Annotated in this window: 15 protein-coding genes; 6 read left to right on the forward strand and 9 right to left on the reverse strand. The window is 62.4% G+C overall.

The features are described 5' to 3' along the window. Positions 1-124: 124 nt before the first annotated feature. A complete protein-coding gene (locus tag AYK61_RS16725) occupies positions 125-1,318 on the forward strand; it encodes an N-acetylmuramoyl-L-alanine amidase (protein ID WP_121871625.1) in 1,194 nt (397 codons plus the stop codon). Between the two features lie 32 nt (positions 1,319-1,350). Here AYK61_RS16725 and AYK61_RS16730 read toward each other — a convergent pair whose 3' ends face one another. The 9 genes from AYK61_RS16730 to rpmH form a co-directional block, all read right to left on the reverse strand. Then, the gene (locus AYK61_RS16730) at positions 1,351-2,028 is read right to left on the reverse strand and encodes a GNAT family N-acetyltransferase (protein ID WP_121872822.1); all 678 of its coding nucleotides are present in this window, start codon (positions 2,026-2,028) and stop codon (positions 1,351-1,353) included. Positions 2,029-2,281: 253 nt separating this feature from the next. Beyond that, a complete protein-coding gene (locus AYK61_RS16735) occupies positions 2,282-3,358 on the reverse strand; it encodes a ParB/RepB/Spo0J family partition protein (RefSeq protein WP_094611397.1) in 1,077 nt (358 codons plus the stop codon). Between the two features lie 4 nt (positions 3,359-3,362). Beyond that, a complete protein-coding gene (locus tag AYK61_RS16740) occupies positions 3,363-4,373 on the reverse strand; it encodes a ParA family protein (RefSeq protein ID WP_121871626.1) in 1,011 nt (336 codons plus the stop codon). Positions 4,374-4,454: 81 nt separating this feature from the next. Further along, positions 4,455-5,132 (reverse strand): 16S rRNA (guanine(527)-N(7))-methyltransferase RsmG, encoded by a 678-nt coding sequence (gene rsmG, locus AYK61_RS16745; RefSeq protein ID WP_121871627.1) that lies wholly within the window; start codon positions 5,130-5,132, stop codon positions 4,455-4,457. A gap of 1,750 nt (positions 5,133-6,882) precedes the next feature. Further along, positions 6,883-7,557: a R3H domain-containing nucleic acid-binding protein gene (locus AYK61_RS16755; protein WP_121871629.1), complete on the reverse strand. Its 675-nt coding sequence runs from the start codon at positions 7,555-7,557 to the stop codon at positions 6,883-6,885. A gap of 25 nt (positions 7,558-7,582) precedes the next feature. Next, positions 7,583-8,674, reverse strand: coding sequence for a membrane protein insertase YidC (gene yidC / locus AYK61_RS16760; protein WP_121871630.1), 1,092 nt, complete (start codon positions 8,672-8,674; stop codon positions 7,583-7,585). Positions 8,675-8,678: 4 nt separating this feature from the next. Continuing rightward, complete coding sequence (gene yidD / locus AYK61_RS16765; protein ID WP_121871631.1) at positions 8,679-9,008, reverse strand: membrane protein insertion efficiency factor YidD; 330 nt, start codon at positions 9,006-9,008, stop codon at positions 8,679-8,681. Next, positions 9,005-9,385, reverse strand: a complete 381-nt coding sequence (rnpA, locus tag AYK61_RS16770; RefSeq protein WP_121871632.1) for a ribonuclease P protein component — start codon at positions 9,383-9,385, stop codon at positions 9,005-9,007. Before rnpA ends, yidD begins: the two co-directional genes overlap by 4 nt. Positions 9,386-9,415: 30 nt before the next feature. Then, a complete protein-coding gene (gene rpmH / locus AYK61_RS16775; protein ID WP_026347786.1) occupies positions 9,416-9,559 on the reverse strand; it encodes a 50S ribosomal protein L34 in 144 nt (47 codons plus the stop codon). A 622-nt stretch (positions 9,560-10,181) separates the two neighbouring features. Between rpmH and dnaA the strand changes: the two genes are divergently transcribed. The 5 genes from dnaA (at position 10,182) to AYK61_RS16805 (ending at position 16,285) form a co-directional block, all read left to right on the forward strand. Continuing rightward, a complete protein-coding gene (gene dnaA, locus AYK61_RS16785; RefSeq protein WP_121872823.1) occupies positions 10,182-11,714 on the forward strand; it encodes a chromosomal replication initiator protein DnaA in 1,533 nt (510 codons plus the stop codon). Positions 11,715-12,297: 583 nt separating this feature from the next. Then, positions 12,298-13,482 (forward strand): DNA polymerase III subunit beta, encoded by a 1,185-nt coding sequence (gene dnaN / locus AYK61_RS16790; RefSeq protein WP_121871634.1) that lies wholly within the window; start codon positions 12,298-12,300, stop codon positions 13,480-13,482. A gap of 65 nt (positions 13,483-13,547) precedes the next feature. Continuing rightward, entirely contained in the window at positions 13,548-14,474 is a 927-nt protein-coding gene (gene gnd, locus AYK61_RS16795) for a phosphogluconate dehydrogenase (NAD(+)-dependent, decarboxylating) (RefSeq protein ID WP_121871635.1), read from the forward strand. Then, positions 14,475-15,725: a DNA replication/repair protein RecF gene (gene recF, locus AYK61_RS16800; protein WP_121871636.1), complete on the forward strand. Its 1,251-nt coding sequence runs from the start codon at positions 14,475-14,477 to the stop codon at positions 15,723-15,725. It abuts the gene before it with no gap. Beyond that, a complete protein-coding gene (locus tag AYK61_RS16805; protein WP_121871637.1) occupies positions 15,722-16,285 on the forward strand; it encodes a DUF721 family protein in 564 nt (187 codons plus the stop codon). Before recF ends, AYK61_RS16805 begins: the two co-directional genes overlap by 4 nt. Positions 16,286-16,386: the final 101 nt, after the last annotated feature.

The following is a 16,386-nucleotide window of genomic DNA, read 5'->3' on the forward strand; positions in this document are numbered from 1 at the left end:
CAGTGTGGATTGCAGCGGAAGCCAGTCTTTCTGCGACAATCATCTGATGTGCCGATGCTTCGGCATCGGCACATCAGCCGCAAGGTGTGAGTGCCGTCGGAACGATCGAGAGGCTTTGTCGAGGATGCAGGAACTCAGTCACGGCGATTCCGGACCCGCCGTCGCCGAGGTCCGCGGCACTCTGTCGGCACTCGGCTTTCTTCATGAGGCGGTAGTTCCCCCAGGTCCGATGGCCGACGGCCACTGGACGGCTCCCGGTTCGGTGTTCGACGGTGCCCTCGGAGGTGCCGTGCGCGCCTTTCAGCAACACCGCGGCCTGTTGGTCGACGGTGTGGTCGGCCCGGCCACGTATCGCGCGTTGAAAGAAGCCTCGTACCGCCTCGGCGCTCGAACCCTCATCTACCAGCTGTCCGCTCCGCTGTACGGCGACGACGTCGCCTCGTTGCAAACGAGACTCCAGGATCTCGGCTTCTACAGCGAACGCGTCGACGGCTTCTTCGGTCCCCGCACACACGAGGGTCTGTCCTCGTTCCAGCGCGAGATCGGACTCTCCCCGGACGGCATCTGTGGGCCGGCGACTCTGCGTTCTCTCGATCTTCTCGGAACACGCGTCACCGGTGGATCGCCGCACGCCATGAGCGAGGAAGAACTCGTTCGTAAGTCCGGACCACAGTTGACCGGCAAGCGCATCGTCATCGACCCCGATCTCGGCGGAGCAGACACCGGACGCATCGTCGACGGAGCTTTCGGCCGCGTCTCCGAATCCGAGATTCTGTGGGATCTGGCCAGTCGACTCGAGGGCCGCATGGCCGCGACCGGAATGGAGACCTTCCTTTCCCGTGCGCGCGGAACCAATCCCTCGGTCGCCGACCGCGCCGAGACCGCCAATGCCTGGGGCGCCGATCTGATGATCTCGTTGCGCTGCGCATCGAGCACCAGCCCCGTGGCCAACGGCGTAGCAAGTTTCCACTTCGGTAACTCGCACGGATCCACCTCGATGATCGGTCAGGTACTGACCAGCTACGTGCAACGTGAAATCGTCGCCCGCACACCGCTTCTGGACTGCCGCAGCCATGGCCGCACGTGGGATCTGTTGCGCCTGACCAACATGCCGACCATTCAGATCGACCTCGGCTACCTCACCAACGAATCCGACGTCGAGGTGCTCAGCGACCCGCGGTTCCGCGACATCATCGCCGAAGCGATTCTGATCGCCGTCAAGCGTCTGTACCTACTCGGTCAGGACGATCAGCCGACCGGAACGTTCACCTTCGCCGAGTTGCTCGCCGAAGAACTCGCTGCCTCCGATCGTCCCTGAGCTACCGCGCACGAACGCGTCGCGGTGAGTGGTCAGCGCGCCCCGACCGTCGACTTCTGCTCGATGTCGACAACGGAGATGCTGGCCGCGATCAGCAACTGCTCGAGTGCAGATTCGACGTCCTGCTTCCACCCGTGATCGCGATCGAGCTCGAGCCGGAGTCTCGGGAATCTGTGGTGGGGAGCAATCACCTCGAACCCCACCTTCTCGAGAAAATCCGCTTCGATCATGCACGTCGACGCCGAACATGTCAGTTGGGCGGTGGCGTTGGGAACCGCCGCAGCATCGTCGGCGTTGCGCCGAATACCGAACGCCTCCAGAGCGCGAACTCCACGATTGACGAGATCGCCCACGACCGCCTGGATCAACGTGGCCGAATGCATGTCGGCGTCGTCCGGGGAGTCGATCCGGAGTTGGGTCAGTAGAACTGCATCGTGGCTGACGGGCGAAGTCGGGAACGTACCCGCGCGGGGAACTGCTCGGGGTGGGCAGTAGAGCGCGCAGCCGATCGTCCTACCGTCCACGGACAGCAACTGCCCACACGATCCCCACTCGAGCATGATCGTCGACAGCCATACTTCGTTCTCGAACTCGAGATCGACCGACGAACTCTCCGACGCGGGATCGAGTACCCAGAAGCTGCACCGCCGCGAATGCGTCGGCAAATGCTCGAACGAACCGAGCGTCACTCCGGTCACCATCGCCGACACCACTTACCTCAGCCTTCGTGCACTCGTCTTACGCGAGAATTCCCGATTCGCTCCTCGACAAGGATGTCACACGGGTCGTTCCGCAGGCTCCACTCCTGCGATCCGATAACCTGACCTGTCGAGCCGACCGAATCTTTCAAATGTGTTATATCACAATACTTTTCGAGCAAATTACGAACTTTCGAGACCGTCTTCGACCGAGCTACGTCACAGTGACGTTTCTACCGCGTAGACTGGTCCTGAAAATTCACCGCTACTTTTTCTTCTGTGCTTCCATCATCTCGACGATCCTCTGGAGGTCGTCGACCGAACCGAATTCGACCACGATCTTGCCTTTTCGCTTGCCGAGACTGACCGTCACCCGCGTATCGAACGAATCCGAGAGGCGATCGGCGACGTCCTGGAGGCCCGGCATCTGAATCGGCTTGCGCCGGGGCGCCGGTTCCGGGCTCTTTCCGTCCTCCCGATTGGCGAGGGTGACGGCCTCTTCGGTGGCGCGAACGGAGAGACCTTCGGCGACGATTCGCGCCGCCAACGACTCCTGCGCATCCGACCCAGCGTCCAACGACAGCAACGCGCGGGCATGGCCGGCCGACAGAACTCCGGCCGCCACTCGTCGCTGCACGGGAATCGGCAGCTTCAACAGACGAATCATGTTGGTGACGACCGGACGTGATCGACCGATTTTCGCGGCCAACTCCTCGTGCGTGACGTCGAATTCCTCGAGCAGTTGTTGGTACGCGGCCGCTTCTTCGAGCGGATTGAGCTGCACCCGATGGATGTTCTCGAGCAAGGCATCGCGCAACATCGCGTCGTCCGCGGTCTCCCGAACGATCGCAGGGATCGACTCGAGGCCGGCTTCCTGGCTTGCACGCCACCGACGCTCGCCCATGACGAGCTGATATTTTGCGTCACCGGCGGCAGCAGAACCCGATACGAGACGAACCACGATGGGCTGCATGAGCCCGAATTCACGAATCGAGTGAACCAGTTCGGCCAACGACTCGTCGTCGAAGACGTGTCTCGGCTGCTTCGGATTGGCTTCGATTCGATCCGGTGCGATCTCGCGATAGACGGCACCGACGGGGGAGAGGTCGTCTCCACTCAGTACCGGAGGTGTCGGAGTGGGTGCCGTTGCAGTCTCGGTGAGATCGTCTGCCGGTGCGGTTCGTTTCGGCTTGGTGGACGTGTCCGGACGGTCCTTGGCGTTGCGATCCGCGCCGATGATCACGTCTGCCGCGGCATTGCCCAGGCGTGGTCCGGCATCAGGTCCGGTGGGGATGAGTGAGGCCAGGCCGCGACCCAGACCACCCTTACGTGTCGAACTCATCTGCTCACTTCTTCCGTGCTTCGTCGATGCCGGCCGATCGGGCAGCGAGCTCTCGTCCGGCGTCCAGGTAACTCATCGCACCACGTGAACCGGGGTCGTAGTCCAGCACCGTCATGCCGTACCCGGGAGCCTCGGATACCTTCACACTGCGAGGAATGACGGCGCGCAAGACGGCGTCCCCGAAGTGCTTGCGTACCTCTTCCGCGACCTGGTCTGCCAACTTGGTTCGCCCGTCGTACATCGTCAGGATCACGGTGGAGACGTGGAGTTCAGGATTCAGATGCGACTGCACCAGCTCGATATTGCGGAGCAGCTGACCCACACCTTCGAGCGCGTAGTACTCGCACTGAATGGGGATCAGTACCTCGGTCGCAGCGACGAGCGCGTTGACCGTCAGCAGACCGAGCGATGGCGGGCAGTCGATCAGGATGAAGTCCGCATCGATGCCGGCGAGCTCCTCCACGGACAGCGCCGTCTTGAGGCGCCCTTCGCGGGCGACCATCGACACCAACTCGATCTCGGCTCCGGCGAGGTCGATGGTTGCCGGGATGCAGAACAACCTGTCGCTGTGCGGGCTCTTCTGCACGGCGTCCTTGGCGCTCACCTCGCCGATGAGGACCTCGTAGCTCGACGGCACACCCGAGTGATGCTCGACGCCCAATGCGGTGCTGGCGTTGCCCTGGGGGTCGAGATCGACCACCAGAACCGTCAGGCCTTGGAGCGCAAGAGCGGCAGCCAGGTTCACGGCGGTCGTCGTCTTCCCGACGCCACCCTTCTGATTGGCGATCGTCAGCATGCGTCGCTTCGCCGGCTTCGGCAGCGATACGGATCCGGGATGCAGAACCTGGCTGGCTCGATGTGCCGCAGCGCCGATGGGGGTGTCGTTCGGTGAGATCGCATTGGTGTACTCGAACCCGGAGTTGGCCGTCACCCCCGACTTGTCCTCCGAGTTGTTCGACGAGTTCTTCTTGGACGCTGTTTCACGTGAAACAGCGGGATCGGACCCACCCGACATATGTGCTCCTTAGTGCGGAACTGACTGTGTTCAATACGATCGATCGGATCGAGCGCGGGACGTATGAGCCCACGATCGAAATCAGTGACGACTCAGTCTCCGCGGCTCACGCACCGCTCTGACGACGATGGTGGGAGTGGGCAACAGTCCCACTCCACACTCCACTACCTCCAGCTTGCCAGCACCCATCCGAGTGAGGGAAGTCCGGTCTCGTTCGATCTCTTCTCCGGCGCTCGAACCCTTCAGAGCCAACATCCGACCGTGCTCGTGGACCAGAGGAAGCGACCACTTGGCGAGCTTCTCCAATGGCGCCACTGCCCTCGACGTGACCACGTCGGCACCGCCAGCTTCCTTCTTGACGCCGGGCTGCTCCGCGCGGCCACGCACGACCAAGATGTTCAGATCGTGTTCCTCGATGAACTCGGCGAGATAGACGGTTCTGCGCAGGAGGGGCTCGACGAGAGTCACACGCAGATCTGGTCGCGCGATTGCCAGCGGGATCCCGGGCAAGCCCGCGCCACTACCGATATCCACGACGGTCTCGCCCTCATCGATGAGCTCACCGATCGCCGCACAGTTGAGGATGTGTCGCTCCCAGAGCCGTGGAACTTCACGCGGTCCGATGAGGCCTCGCTCGACTCCCGCCGTTGCCAACGAGTCGTGATACCTCCGCGCCAACTCCAGCCGATCACCGAAGATCTGCTCTGCCACGGCCATCAACTGATTGCTATCCGAGCCTTCTTGTTCCACGTGAAACATCTTCCCGTGCCCGGGCGCGGAACGCCAAACGACATCGCTGTAACTCGACGGATCGCGACATTCACACCTCGATCAGCGACAGGGAGGGGCACCATGCGAGCGACTTTCGGACGGAGGCGTGACGATGCACGAATGGGGAGCCATTCCGAGGTTCGGCCGAATCGGTCCAAGCGGATCGAACTGCCGGTCCCGTCGGCGACTCGAGATCTCCCGACCCCACGTCATGTTTCACGTGAAACTTCTCGTCCGACGGCTCGCAGCCGTCCGGCTATCGCGCAACGACTCGATGGGTGACGCGCTACCCGACTGCCCGACAAATCGATAGGAGATGAGCAGACGTAGTCGATCGGTTTGAACCGCCCTCGTCGGCAGACGACGGAAGTCGACGGGTAGCTATCGACGCTTTCTTCACCATCACCTCGGTCCCGATCCCTCGTGGAGATTCACCCCGCCGCCGAACGCATCCATGTCTATGGCTGACTACCTCGATACGACTGGCCATCGATGACAATGTTTCACGTGAAACTCAATCACCGTCGACTCAGTCCCCAGTGTTGTCCGGGCGCGCCGTCGATCGCCAGCGGGCAGCCGATGGACACCCGAAGAAATTGCTCTCGGCCTCCATGACAGATCCGGGCTCACGGTTGGAGACACAGTCGACTCGACGAACGGTCGGTCATGCTCGACCGCGAACACGGTCGGGGGAGAGGACCAATACAAGTCCGTTCTCGATCGCATCATGATCGACTCGAGTACTCAGACGGTGGATCCGAACTCCATACGTATCTGCATCTCGTCTGGTTCGGCCCACTGGCTCGACGGTCTTGCACAGTCGACCGACAAGCGATCGCACGAGTGCAACTGTCCCGGCCATCCAACATCAGGCCGACTCGTCTCCCTGCACAGAGACAGCCGAAATTCCGACCGGTAGGCAGAGCGATCAATTCGCTACACACACGTGGTTGCCTCGCCGACAGGTACACCTCTCGAGAGATTGGCGAGTCGCGTCATCCCCGCATTCGGGATCTTTCCTGTGTCTCAAGTCGCCGACTAGGTCTCTTCGACCGGCAGGCCCGACCTTCGCAACCGTCGAGACCTGTCGACGGTGACGGTGTCAGTGATCGAGCCTGGCGTCGTCAGCGATCGAGCCTGGCGTCGTGGACCGCTTGTCGTGCTGATCGCGGGATCCGATAAAGCTGATCTGGACCAGTATCCGACTCGGCAGTGAACCCCGGAGAGGGTCCGACTCGCGTTGCCCCCTCGAGTCGACGGGACCGTCTTCGCGATCGCTGCGTTCACCGATCTTTCGCAGGATCATTTCGATTCGTTTTCACGTGATGGGCCCAATGCGATCCGCAGCCAATCAGCATCGCAATGTTTCACGTGAAACCGGTGGTACTGCGGCCGTCTCGAACGGCTACCAAAACTCGGTTCCTCCACCCGGGGCACCGAACCTCGCATCAATCGAACGTCCCCCAAGGGTGGAACGAACACGCTCGTTTCACGTGAAACAAAGTCGAGTATCACGTGCCTTACGTCGCCGCGTCACCGCAATCTTTGCCGTCACAGTGACGAAAGCGCAGTGGATGGCTGGATCTCGAGAATCCGGCGGGAAAATCGATCGAACCGGCAACATCGTCGTCTACCCGGCCTGCAAATTACATCGATGACATTCACGGCAGAGTTCCATTACATCCGGATACAACGATGGCCCCCACCGAAGTGGGGGCCATCGACTGCGAAGCTCTGTTTACGCCTTGACGACGACTACTCGCCGAGCCGGCTCGACGCCGGTGCTTTCGCTCGCGACGCCGTCGATCTTGGCGACCGCGTCGTGCACGATCTTTCGCTCGAACGGAGTCATCGGGGTCAGCTCTTCGCGCTCACCGGATTCGAGTACCCGGCGCGCTGCTTCGGTACCGAGGTTGCCGAGTTCGGTACGCCGATTCGCACGCCAGCCGGCGACATCGAGCATCAGCTTGCTGCGCTCACCCGTCGACTGCTGAACGGCCAGCCGAGTCAGCTCCTGCAGCGCGTCGAGAACTTCACCCTTGCGGCCCACGAGCTTGGCGAGATCGTCGCCACCGTCGATGCTGACGATGGCTCGGTCACCCTCCACGTCGAGATCGATGTCCCCGTCGAAGTCCAGGACGTCGAGCAGTTGTTCGAGGTAGTCGCCGGCGATCTCGCCTTCCTCGACCAGATAATCCTCGTCGTCCTCGTCCTCATCGTCGGACACGTCGTCGGTCTTGTCCTCCACGACGCCCGAGTCCTCGGATCCCTCGACCACGGGAGTCTCGTCTGCCTCCACGTCGACTGCACTCACCTGATCGGCCTCCACCACCACGTCACTTGCTCCATCTCCGGATACCGCACCGGCTGTCTGTACTTCGTCGTTCTGAGCTTCTTCTACGTCCGCTGCCATGTTCGTCCTTCTCTCGACGTGTCGGTCAGCGCCGCTTGCGCTTGGTCGACTTGTTCCGGTTCGCCTGCGGTCTCGGCTTGGCCGGCGTCGCGGCACCGGTCGTCGAGCCGGAAATGCCCTCGCCGGTCCCCGCCGTGGACGTATCGCTCGTCGGCGTCATCTTCGAGAGCTTGGGGCGTGCACCGGGCTTGGGCTTGGTGGTCGACACGGGCTTCACACCGGGCTTCGGCGCATTCTCGGAACGCTTCTCTACCGCGGCTGCGGCCTTCGCGGCTTCTTCCTTGTCGATCTTTCCGAACACGAGGTGCTGCTGCGCGTAGGTCCAGGTGTTGTTGCTGACCCAGTACAGCAGGATCGCGACGGGCAGCAGGGCACCGAACACCAGAACGCCGAGCGGGAAGACATAGAGGGCGAGCTTGTTCATGATCGCGGACTGCGGGTTCGCCGCTGCCGCCTCACTCTGACGTGCAACCGATGCACGCGAGTTCATGTGCGTCATGATCGCCGCGATGATCATCAACGGGACCGAGACGGCCACGATGACCCACGTCGACGGGATGGTCGCGTCGGGGCCCACTGCGAATGCGTTGAGCTGATCCTGCGGCATCGTGATCCACGCCGAGATCGGGGCACCGAACAGTCGAGCGTCCAGGAAGGACTGCACATCGGCCACGTTGAACGCGTAGTTCGACAGTTCGCGGTTCTCCTCGGGAGTCAACCCGAGCTGACCGAAGCCGGTACCGGTGCGGTTGAACGAGCGCAGCACGTGGAACAGGCCGATGAACACCGGTGCCTGGGCAAGCACCGGAAGGCAGCCCATCAGCGGATTGAAGCCGTGCTCCTTCTGGAGCTTCTGCATCTCGACGGCCATCTTCTGCTTGTCTTTGCCGTACTTCTTCTGCAGAGCCTTGATCTGCGGCTGTAGCTCCTGCATCTGCCGCGTGGTGCGGACCTGCTTGACGAAGGGCTTGTACAGAATCAGGCGGAGGGTGAAGACCAGGAAGACGACGGACAGTGCCCAGGCGAACCCATTGCTGGGATCCTGGAACACAAAGCCGAAGACCTTGTGCCACACCCAGAGAATCCAGGCAACCGGGTAGTAAATGAAGTCGAGCACGGCTCTATGTACTCCTCTGTTCTTCCACTCGCGCGAGATCGTGGTGTTCTTCGGTTTCGGTCGGTTCGGTGACGATCGCGCGCCACCTACCGGGTTCGGGTACCGGGTCCCAGCCTCCAGAGTGCCAGGGAGCACATTTGAGGAGGCGGACGACTGCCAGCAAAGAGCCCTTCGTCATCCCGTGGACCTGGAGCGCCTCGATGGCGTATTCACTGCAGGTGGGGGAGAAGCGACAGGTGGGAGGTCTCATCGGGGACACGTAGGTCCGGTACAACCCGATGATGTAGACGAGTGTTCGAGCAGGAATGGAACGAAGGTTGCCCATGAATGTCATGACGGCGGACCCTTCGGAGCTTCGAGAAGACCGAGCTTCTTCAATCCTGAACGCAGTTGAATCAGTAGATCTGCCGAGGACGCGCGCGCGGCTCCGGGCAGTGCGCGGATCACCACGTCGGTGGTCTCGGGGAGCTCACCGATGACGTCGGTACAGATATGCCGAAGCCGGCGCGCAACTCGATGACGAGTTACGGCCGGCCCGACTGCCTTGCTGACGATCAATCCGAAACGTGGCCCGCGAACGGTCGATGCGATGTCCTGTTCGTCACGCACGACGGCGTGAACCACAAGATCCGATCTACCCATTCGGCGTCCTCGACGCACCGCTACGGAGAAATCACGTGCTCGGTGTAGTCGATTCGGCTCAGGAAGCATCCCGAGCTCCAAGCTTCGGACGAACAGATATCAGGCTGTGAGTTCTTTACGGCCCTTGCCGCGACGTGCGGAAACGATTGCACGACCCGCACGGGTACGCATACGAAGACGGAAGCCATGAACGCGCGCGCGGCGGCGATTGTTCGGCTGGAACGTCCGCTTGCCCTTGGCCACGGTCAACACTCCTCGAGATTGAAAAGACGCCGATCTGTCGGCGACTGCTGGAAAGGTTCCTAGCGAGTCCGGATGGACTTGCTTGCCTCCCGAGCGAGAAATCCGAGTGAAGACAGACTGTAAGCAGCCAGCAAGCATCGGCCACCTCGCTATTGGGTGACTGTTCGAGAGTACTGATCGAGTCACCGCCGGTCAAACTCGCGCTCGAGCGGTCCGTGCCGCCGTTCATACACAGGCAGTGCCGGTTTCCGGCCACCGACGGTGTGATGTTCGCCGAAATCGCCACCGAACGACCGCACGCTACGACCCAAGTCGTCCGATCGCACTACAGACAGTCGACATCGGTGCAGGTCAGACTGGCGTAATTGTCATAGCACGAGCCGCAACCCGTTCTGGGGTCACATCGGTGTCGTTTATCCACACCTGTGGATAATTGTGTGGAAACACAGTTCAGGTGGCATATTCGTACCTTGCGGGGTCCACCAACGGACCCTGGTCTCGGCCGCAGCGACGCACGAACGACGACGCTATCCGACGTCGTTGCCGCGCGGGTACGAAACGGCGTGCAGATTCACACGTCGAACACCGCCCGAGACCAATGCTCGACGACGGAGGGCCCAACGTGAACGACGATCCGGATGCGCTCGCGCGCATCTGGCCCGAGGTGGTCGCGGAGCTCACATCCGACCGACACAGTGGGTCGCCGCTGACCAAAGGCCAGAAGGCCTGGCTCGCTCTGGTCAAACCGCTGACCTTGACGCAGGGGTTCGCGCTGCTCGCAGTCCCGTCGACCTTTGCGCAGGAAGCGATCGAACGAGATCTTCGCGAACCGATCCTCGGCGCCCTCGGGCGTCATCTGGGACAGGGTGTCGAGGGACTCGGAGTGCGTATCTCGGCTCCCGAAGACGAGAAAATCGACTCCGAGCGATCGACGTACCCCGATGCCGCAAGCTCTCCGACCTACCGGCGACGCATCCTGACCAGCAGAGACGACGAGCCGTCGGACTCCGAGACGGCAGACTACGAAGAGGTCGACGACGAACGCGAGGCTCTCGCCAGCGTCCAGAACTCGTGGCCGACGTATTTCACGAAGCCTCCCGATTCGACGCCGCCGTCCTCGGGTGCCAACAGCCTCAACTCGAAGTACACCTTCGACACGTTCGTCATCGGCGCCTCCAATCGGTTCGCACACGCAGCCGCGGTGGCGATCGCCGAAGCACCTGCTCGCGCGTACAACCCACTGTTCGTGTGGGGGGCGTCGGGCCTGGGCAAGACTCACCTCTTGCACGCGGCCGGCCACTACGCGCAGCGACTGTTCCCGGGCATGCGCGTGAAATACGTCTCGACCGAGGAATTCACCAACGACTTCATCAACAGTCTTCGAGACGACCGCAAGGTGGCGTTCAAGCGCCGCTACCGGGAGACCGACGTGCTGCTCGTCGACGACATCCAGTTCATCGAGGGCAAGGAAGGCATCCAGGAGGAGTTCTTCCACACCTTCAACACCTTGCACAACGCGAACAAACAGATCGTCGTCTCGTCCGACCGACCACCGAAGCAGTTGGCCACGCTCGAGGAGCGGCTTCGTACCCGCTTCGAGTGGGGCCTGATCACAGATGTGCAGCCGCCCGAGCTCGAGACGCGTATCGCCATTCTGAGCAAGAAGGCTCGGATGGACCGGCTCGATGTGCCGCACGACGTGCTCGAGCTCATCGCCAGCCGAATCGAGCGCAACATTCGTGAGCTCGAAGGCGCCCTCATTCGAGTGACGGCCTTCGCATCGCTCAACGGACAAGCACTCGACCTCACTCTGGCCGAGGTGGTTCTGCGCGATCTGATCCCCGATTCGTCGAGTCTGGAGATCAATGCGGCCACGATCATGGCCGTGACAGCGGAGTACTTCAACACCTCCATCGAGGACCTGTGCGGGCCGGGCAAGGCCAGAGCACTGGCCATGGCCAGGCAGATCGCCATGTATCTCTGCCGCGAGCTCACCGATCTGTCGTTGCCCAAGATCGGCCAGACGTTCGGCCGCGACCACACGACGGTGATGTACGCGGACAAGAAGATTCGCAAGGAGATGACCGAGCGTCGCAAGGTGTACGACCAGGTTCAGGAGCTGACCGCGCGGATCAAGCAGCGCTCGAAGCGGTAGCCAACCGGGCACGCACGACCGCACAAGACGGCACCGAATCCCATCGCGGGTTCGGTGCCGTCGCTGTATCTCGTCGTTCGCCGGACCGATTTTCGACGCGAATCCGATGAATTTTCGAGGCGTCGACCATTGATTCACACCTGTGGATAACCATGTGGACAACATCGAAGTTCTGGGGATGGAGTGTGGGCGCCTGTGCACCGATGTGATTCGTCCACAGGCAGCGGTTCGTCAACCACGAATTGGTCCCGAGTTCATCCCCACGACACTACGCTCGGCCACCAGCGGATCGAATGGTCCGTGCACAGATTCCACAGGACCTATTAATACTTCTGTTTTCTCCTTGAAAGAACTTCTTTGAAAACAGGTGTTGGGGAACGATCCGTTCACAGGCCCTCCGAGATCACCCGAATCCCAAGTTCGGCGAGACCCTCGCGCTTCCGTCTTCGGTTCGGAGGGCATACGGTGTGCTTGCGCTGGATGTGCCACACTCGTCGTTGCATCGGTTCGAGCCGCAACCATCGTGGTTGCATCGCTCCGGCCGTGACACCGAACGCCACCGAACGAGAGGAAATGCCGAGCGATGGAGCTTGGAAGTTTGAAGTTTCGCGTTGCTCGTGAAGATTTTTCCGATTCCGTCGCGTGGGTGGCCCGTAGCCTGCCGTCCCGGCCGCCCGTTCCCGTCCTCGGTGGAGTTCTTCTTGCCGCCGACGAGCAGGGTCTGACGGTCTCCGGGTTCGACTACGAGGTCTCCGCTCAGGTCAAGGTGTCGGCCGAAGTTGCCACTGCCGGCCGAGTTCTGGTGTCGGGCAAGCTACTTGCCGACATCACGAAGTCGTTGCCGAACAAGCCGGTCGACGTCACGGTGGACGGAACCCGCGTTCTGGTCAACTGCGGCAGCGCCAAGTTCTCGCTGCCCACGATGCCCGTGGAGGACTACCCGCAGCTCCCCGAGCTGCCCACCAACACCGGTTCGCTGGCCGGTGACGTCTTCTCCGAGGCCATCGCCCAGGTCGCAATCGCGGCGGGCAAGGACGACACGCTTCCGATGCTCACCGGTATCCGCGTAGAGATCGACGGCACCAATGTCGTTCTCGCCGCCACCGACCGTTTCCGGTTGGCGGTTCGAGAGGTGGAGTGGACTCCCGCCGGCGCCGACACGACCACTGCGGTGCTGATCCCGGCCAAGACCCTCTCCGAATCTGCGAAGACGCTCGGCGGCAACGCCGGCTCACCCGTCGAACTCGCCCTGGGTTCCGGGTCGTCCATCGGTAGCGACGGCCTGCTCGGCATCGTCAGCGACGGGCGCCGCACCACGACACGACTGCTCGACGCCGAATTCCCGAAGTTCCGTCAGTTGCTGCCGGCCGAACACACCGCGGTGGCGACCCTCGAGATCGCGTCGCTGATCGAGGCCATCAAGCGTGTGGCTCTTGTTGCCGAGCGTGGAGCCCAGGTTCGCCTGGAATTCAACGCGGAGGGCGTGTTGCTGTCCGCGGGCGGCGACGATGCAGGCCGCGCCGAGGAGGCACTGCCCGCCGATTTCCAGGGTGAGGCCCTGACCATCGCCTTCAACCCCGGCTACCTCATCGATGGCCTGTCGTCACTGCACAGCGAGAAGGTCACGTTCGGATTCACGACGCCGAGCCGGCCCGCAGTGCTGCGGCCGACGTCGGACGAGGAACTCGTTCCCGATGACGCAGGCAAGTTCGCGGCGCCGCAGTCGGAGTACACGTACTTGCTGATGCCGGTCAGGCTGCCGGGCTGATCCGGTCTGGTTACTGTTGAACCAGCGGGAACTTTCGCACCTGACACAGACAAGGACGCCTCATCATGCAGCTGGGCTTGGTCGGTCTCGGAAAAATGGGCTTCAACATGCGCGAGAGACTGCGCGAGCACGGTCACGAGGTCATCGGCTACGACCCCCGACCCGAGGTGACCGATACTCCGTCACTGGCCGGTCTTGCGCAGTCGTTGACGGCGCCTCGGGTGGTGTGGGTGATGGTTCCGTCGGGCAAGATCACTCGCGATACCGTCACCGGTCTGGCGGATGTGCTCGAGCCGGGCGATCTGGTGATCGACGGCGGCAACTCTCGCTTCACCGATGACAAGCCCAATGCAGAACTGTTGGATGCCAAGGGAATCGGTTACATCGATGCCGGAGTATCCGGTGGCGTCTGGGGCCTGAAGAACGGTTACGGCCTGATGGTCGGTGGCCAGGACGAGCATGTCGCCCGTGCGATGCCGATCTTCGATGCGTTGCGTCCCGAGGGCGAGCGCGCGGACGGCTTCGTGCACGCCGGTCCGGTCGGTGCCGGTCACTACTCGAAGATGGTGCACAACGGCATCGAGTACGGGTTGATGCAGGCCTACGCCGAGGGTTACGAGATCCTCGAAGCCGAAGAACTCGTGCAGGACGTGCAAGGCGTGCTGCGGGCCTGGAGCAAGGGCACGGTCGTGCGGTCCTGGCTGCTCGATCTGTTGGTCGAAGCGCTCGGTCAGGATCCGGAGTTCAGCGAGATCTCCGGGTACACCGAGGATTCCGGTGAAGGACGCTGGACCGTCGAGGAAGCCATCCGTCACGCTGTCCCCGCGCCGGTGATCTCCGCGGCGTTGTTCGCGAGATTTGCGTCGCGGCAAGAGGATTCGCCTGCAATGAAGGCTGTCTCTGCACTGCGGAACCAGTTCGGCGGGCATGCGGTCAAGAAGGCCGATGCCGACGAGACGCTGCGCGCCCCGGCGCCGAAGAACACCGAGTAAGTGTTCGTCCGGTCTCTGCAGCTACACGATTTCCGATCCTGGGACGACCTCACCGTCGACCTCGGACCGGGTTCGACCGTGTTCGTAGGGCCCAACGGACACGGCAAGACCAATCTGCTCGAGTCGCTCAATTATCTGTCGACGTTGTCCTCCCATCGTGTGTCCTCGGACGCTCCCATGATTCGGGCAGGCGCCGCCAAGGCGTTCGTGGGCAGCGCCGTGGTCAATCACGGTCGGGAACTGATCATCGATGTGGAGCTTCTCGAAGGCAGGGCCAACAAGGCTCGGATGAACAGGTCACCGCTGCGGCGCCCACGCGAAATCCTGGGCGTGTTGCAGAGTGTGCTGTTCGCTCCCGAGGATCTCTCGCTGGTCCGCGGCGATCCCGGCGAGCGACGACGCTATCTCGACGAGCTACTCACCACTCGTATTCCTCGAATGGCCACTGTCCGTGCCGATTACGACAAGGTTCTGCGGCAAAGGTCGGCTCTGCTCAAGACGGCGAGTGGGTCGTTGCGCCGCGGATCGTCGTCGGGCGACGGCGCGAGTGCCCTTGCCACCCTGGACGTCTGGGACGGTCATCTCGCGGCGCACGGAGCTCGATTGCTGGCTGCCAGAATAGCTTTGGTGCACGAGCTGATGCCTTTCGTGCAACAGGCCTACAGCTCGATCGCTCCGGAATCGCGGTTGGCTGCCGTCGCCTATCGCTGCAGTCTGGCCGATGCGCTCCCGCCGGAATTCTCCGATGCCGATCGTGCCCCCGAACCCGATGACATCGAGGTGTTGGAAGCTGCTTTCCTGCATCAACTTTCGGTGATGAGACAGCGTGAGATCGAACGCGGGGTGTGCCTGGTGGGACCGCACCGCGACGACCTGGAATTGATGCTCGGTGATCAACCGACCAAAGGCTTTGCCAGCCATGGTGAATCGTGGTCGTATGCACTGTCGTTGCGGCTCGGCTCCTTTGCGTTGTTGCGGGAGGACGGTACGGACCCGGTCCTGATGCTCGACGACGTGTTCGCCGAGCTCGACCGAAAGAGGCGCGCGGCGTTGGCGACGGTGGCCGCCGGCGCAGAGCAGGTCCTCATCACGGCGGCGGTACCGGAGGACGTACCTCCCGAACTCGATGCCAGGCGCTACGGGGTCGAGGCAACGCAGAGCTCGGATTCCGGTGCAGCAGGACGTATCTCGCGCATCTCCGAGTTGTCGGACGATACCGGAATCGCACGTTCGGAAGGTGAGGATCGATGACCGACGACGACGCGACGCCCCCGGGCAACGGTGAGGTACCGGAATTGAAGGGCGTCGATCTGGCGCGTCGAGCACTCGAGGACGCCCGTGCCGCAGCCAAGGCCAGTGGCAAATCGGTGGGGCAGGGACGGTCGTCGCCCACCGGCGGAGTTCGAGCACTGCGGGGCCGTCGTAGACGCGGTTGGTCGGGAGCCGGGCCCGACGACCGTGATCCGCAGGCCTTCGGGGCGTTGGCGAACTCGATCGCGTCCAAGCGTGGGTGGTCGGCCAAGGTGTCCGAGGGTGCGGTGCTGGGCCGGTGGCCCAGCGTGGTGGGTGAGGACATCTCGGCTCACGCGGATCCCACCGGTCTCAAGGACGGAGTGTTGAGTATTTCCGCCGAGTCCACGGCGTGGGCGACACAGTTGAGGCTGATGCAATCGCAGATTCTGGCCAAGATCGCAGCGGCCGTCGGTCACGGCGTGGTGACCTCTCTGCGCATCACCGGTCCGACGACGCAGAGCTGGAGAAAGGGCGAGCGTCACGTGCGTGGACGGGGCCCACGCGACACGTACGGATAGTGAGACGTCCCAACGATGGCTTCTCGAACCGGCTGGTCCAGGTGATCCTCAACAGATGTTGGGGCCAGTGTTGCTGTGACATGGTCGATGTGCGTAGCGTG

The organism is Rhodococcus sp. SBT000017, assembly GCF_003688915.1.
GTDB lineage: Bacteria > Actinomycetota > Actinomycetes > Mycobacteriales > Mycobacteriaceae > Rhodococcoides.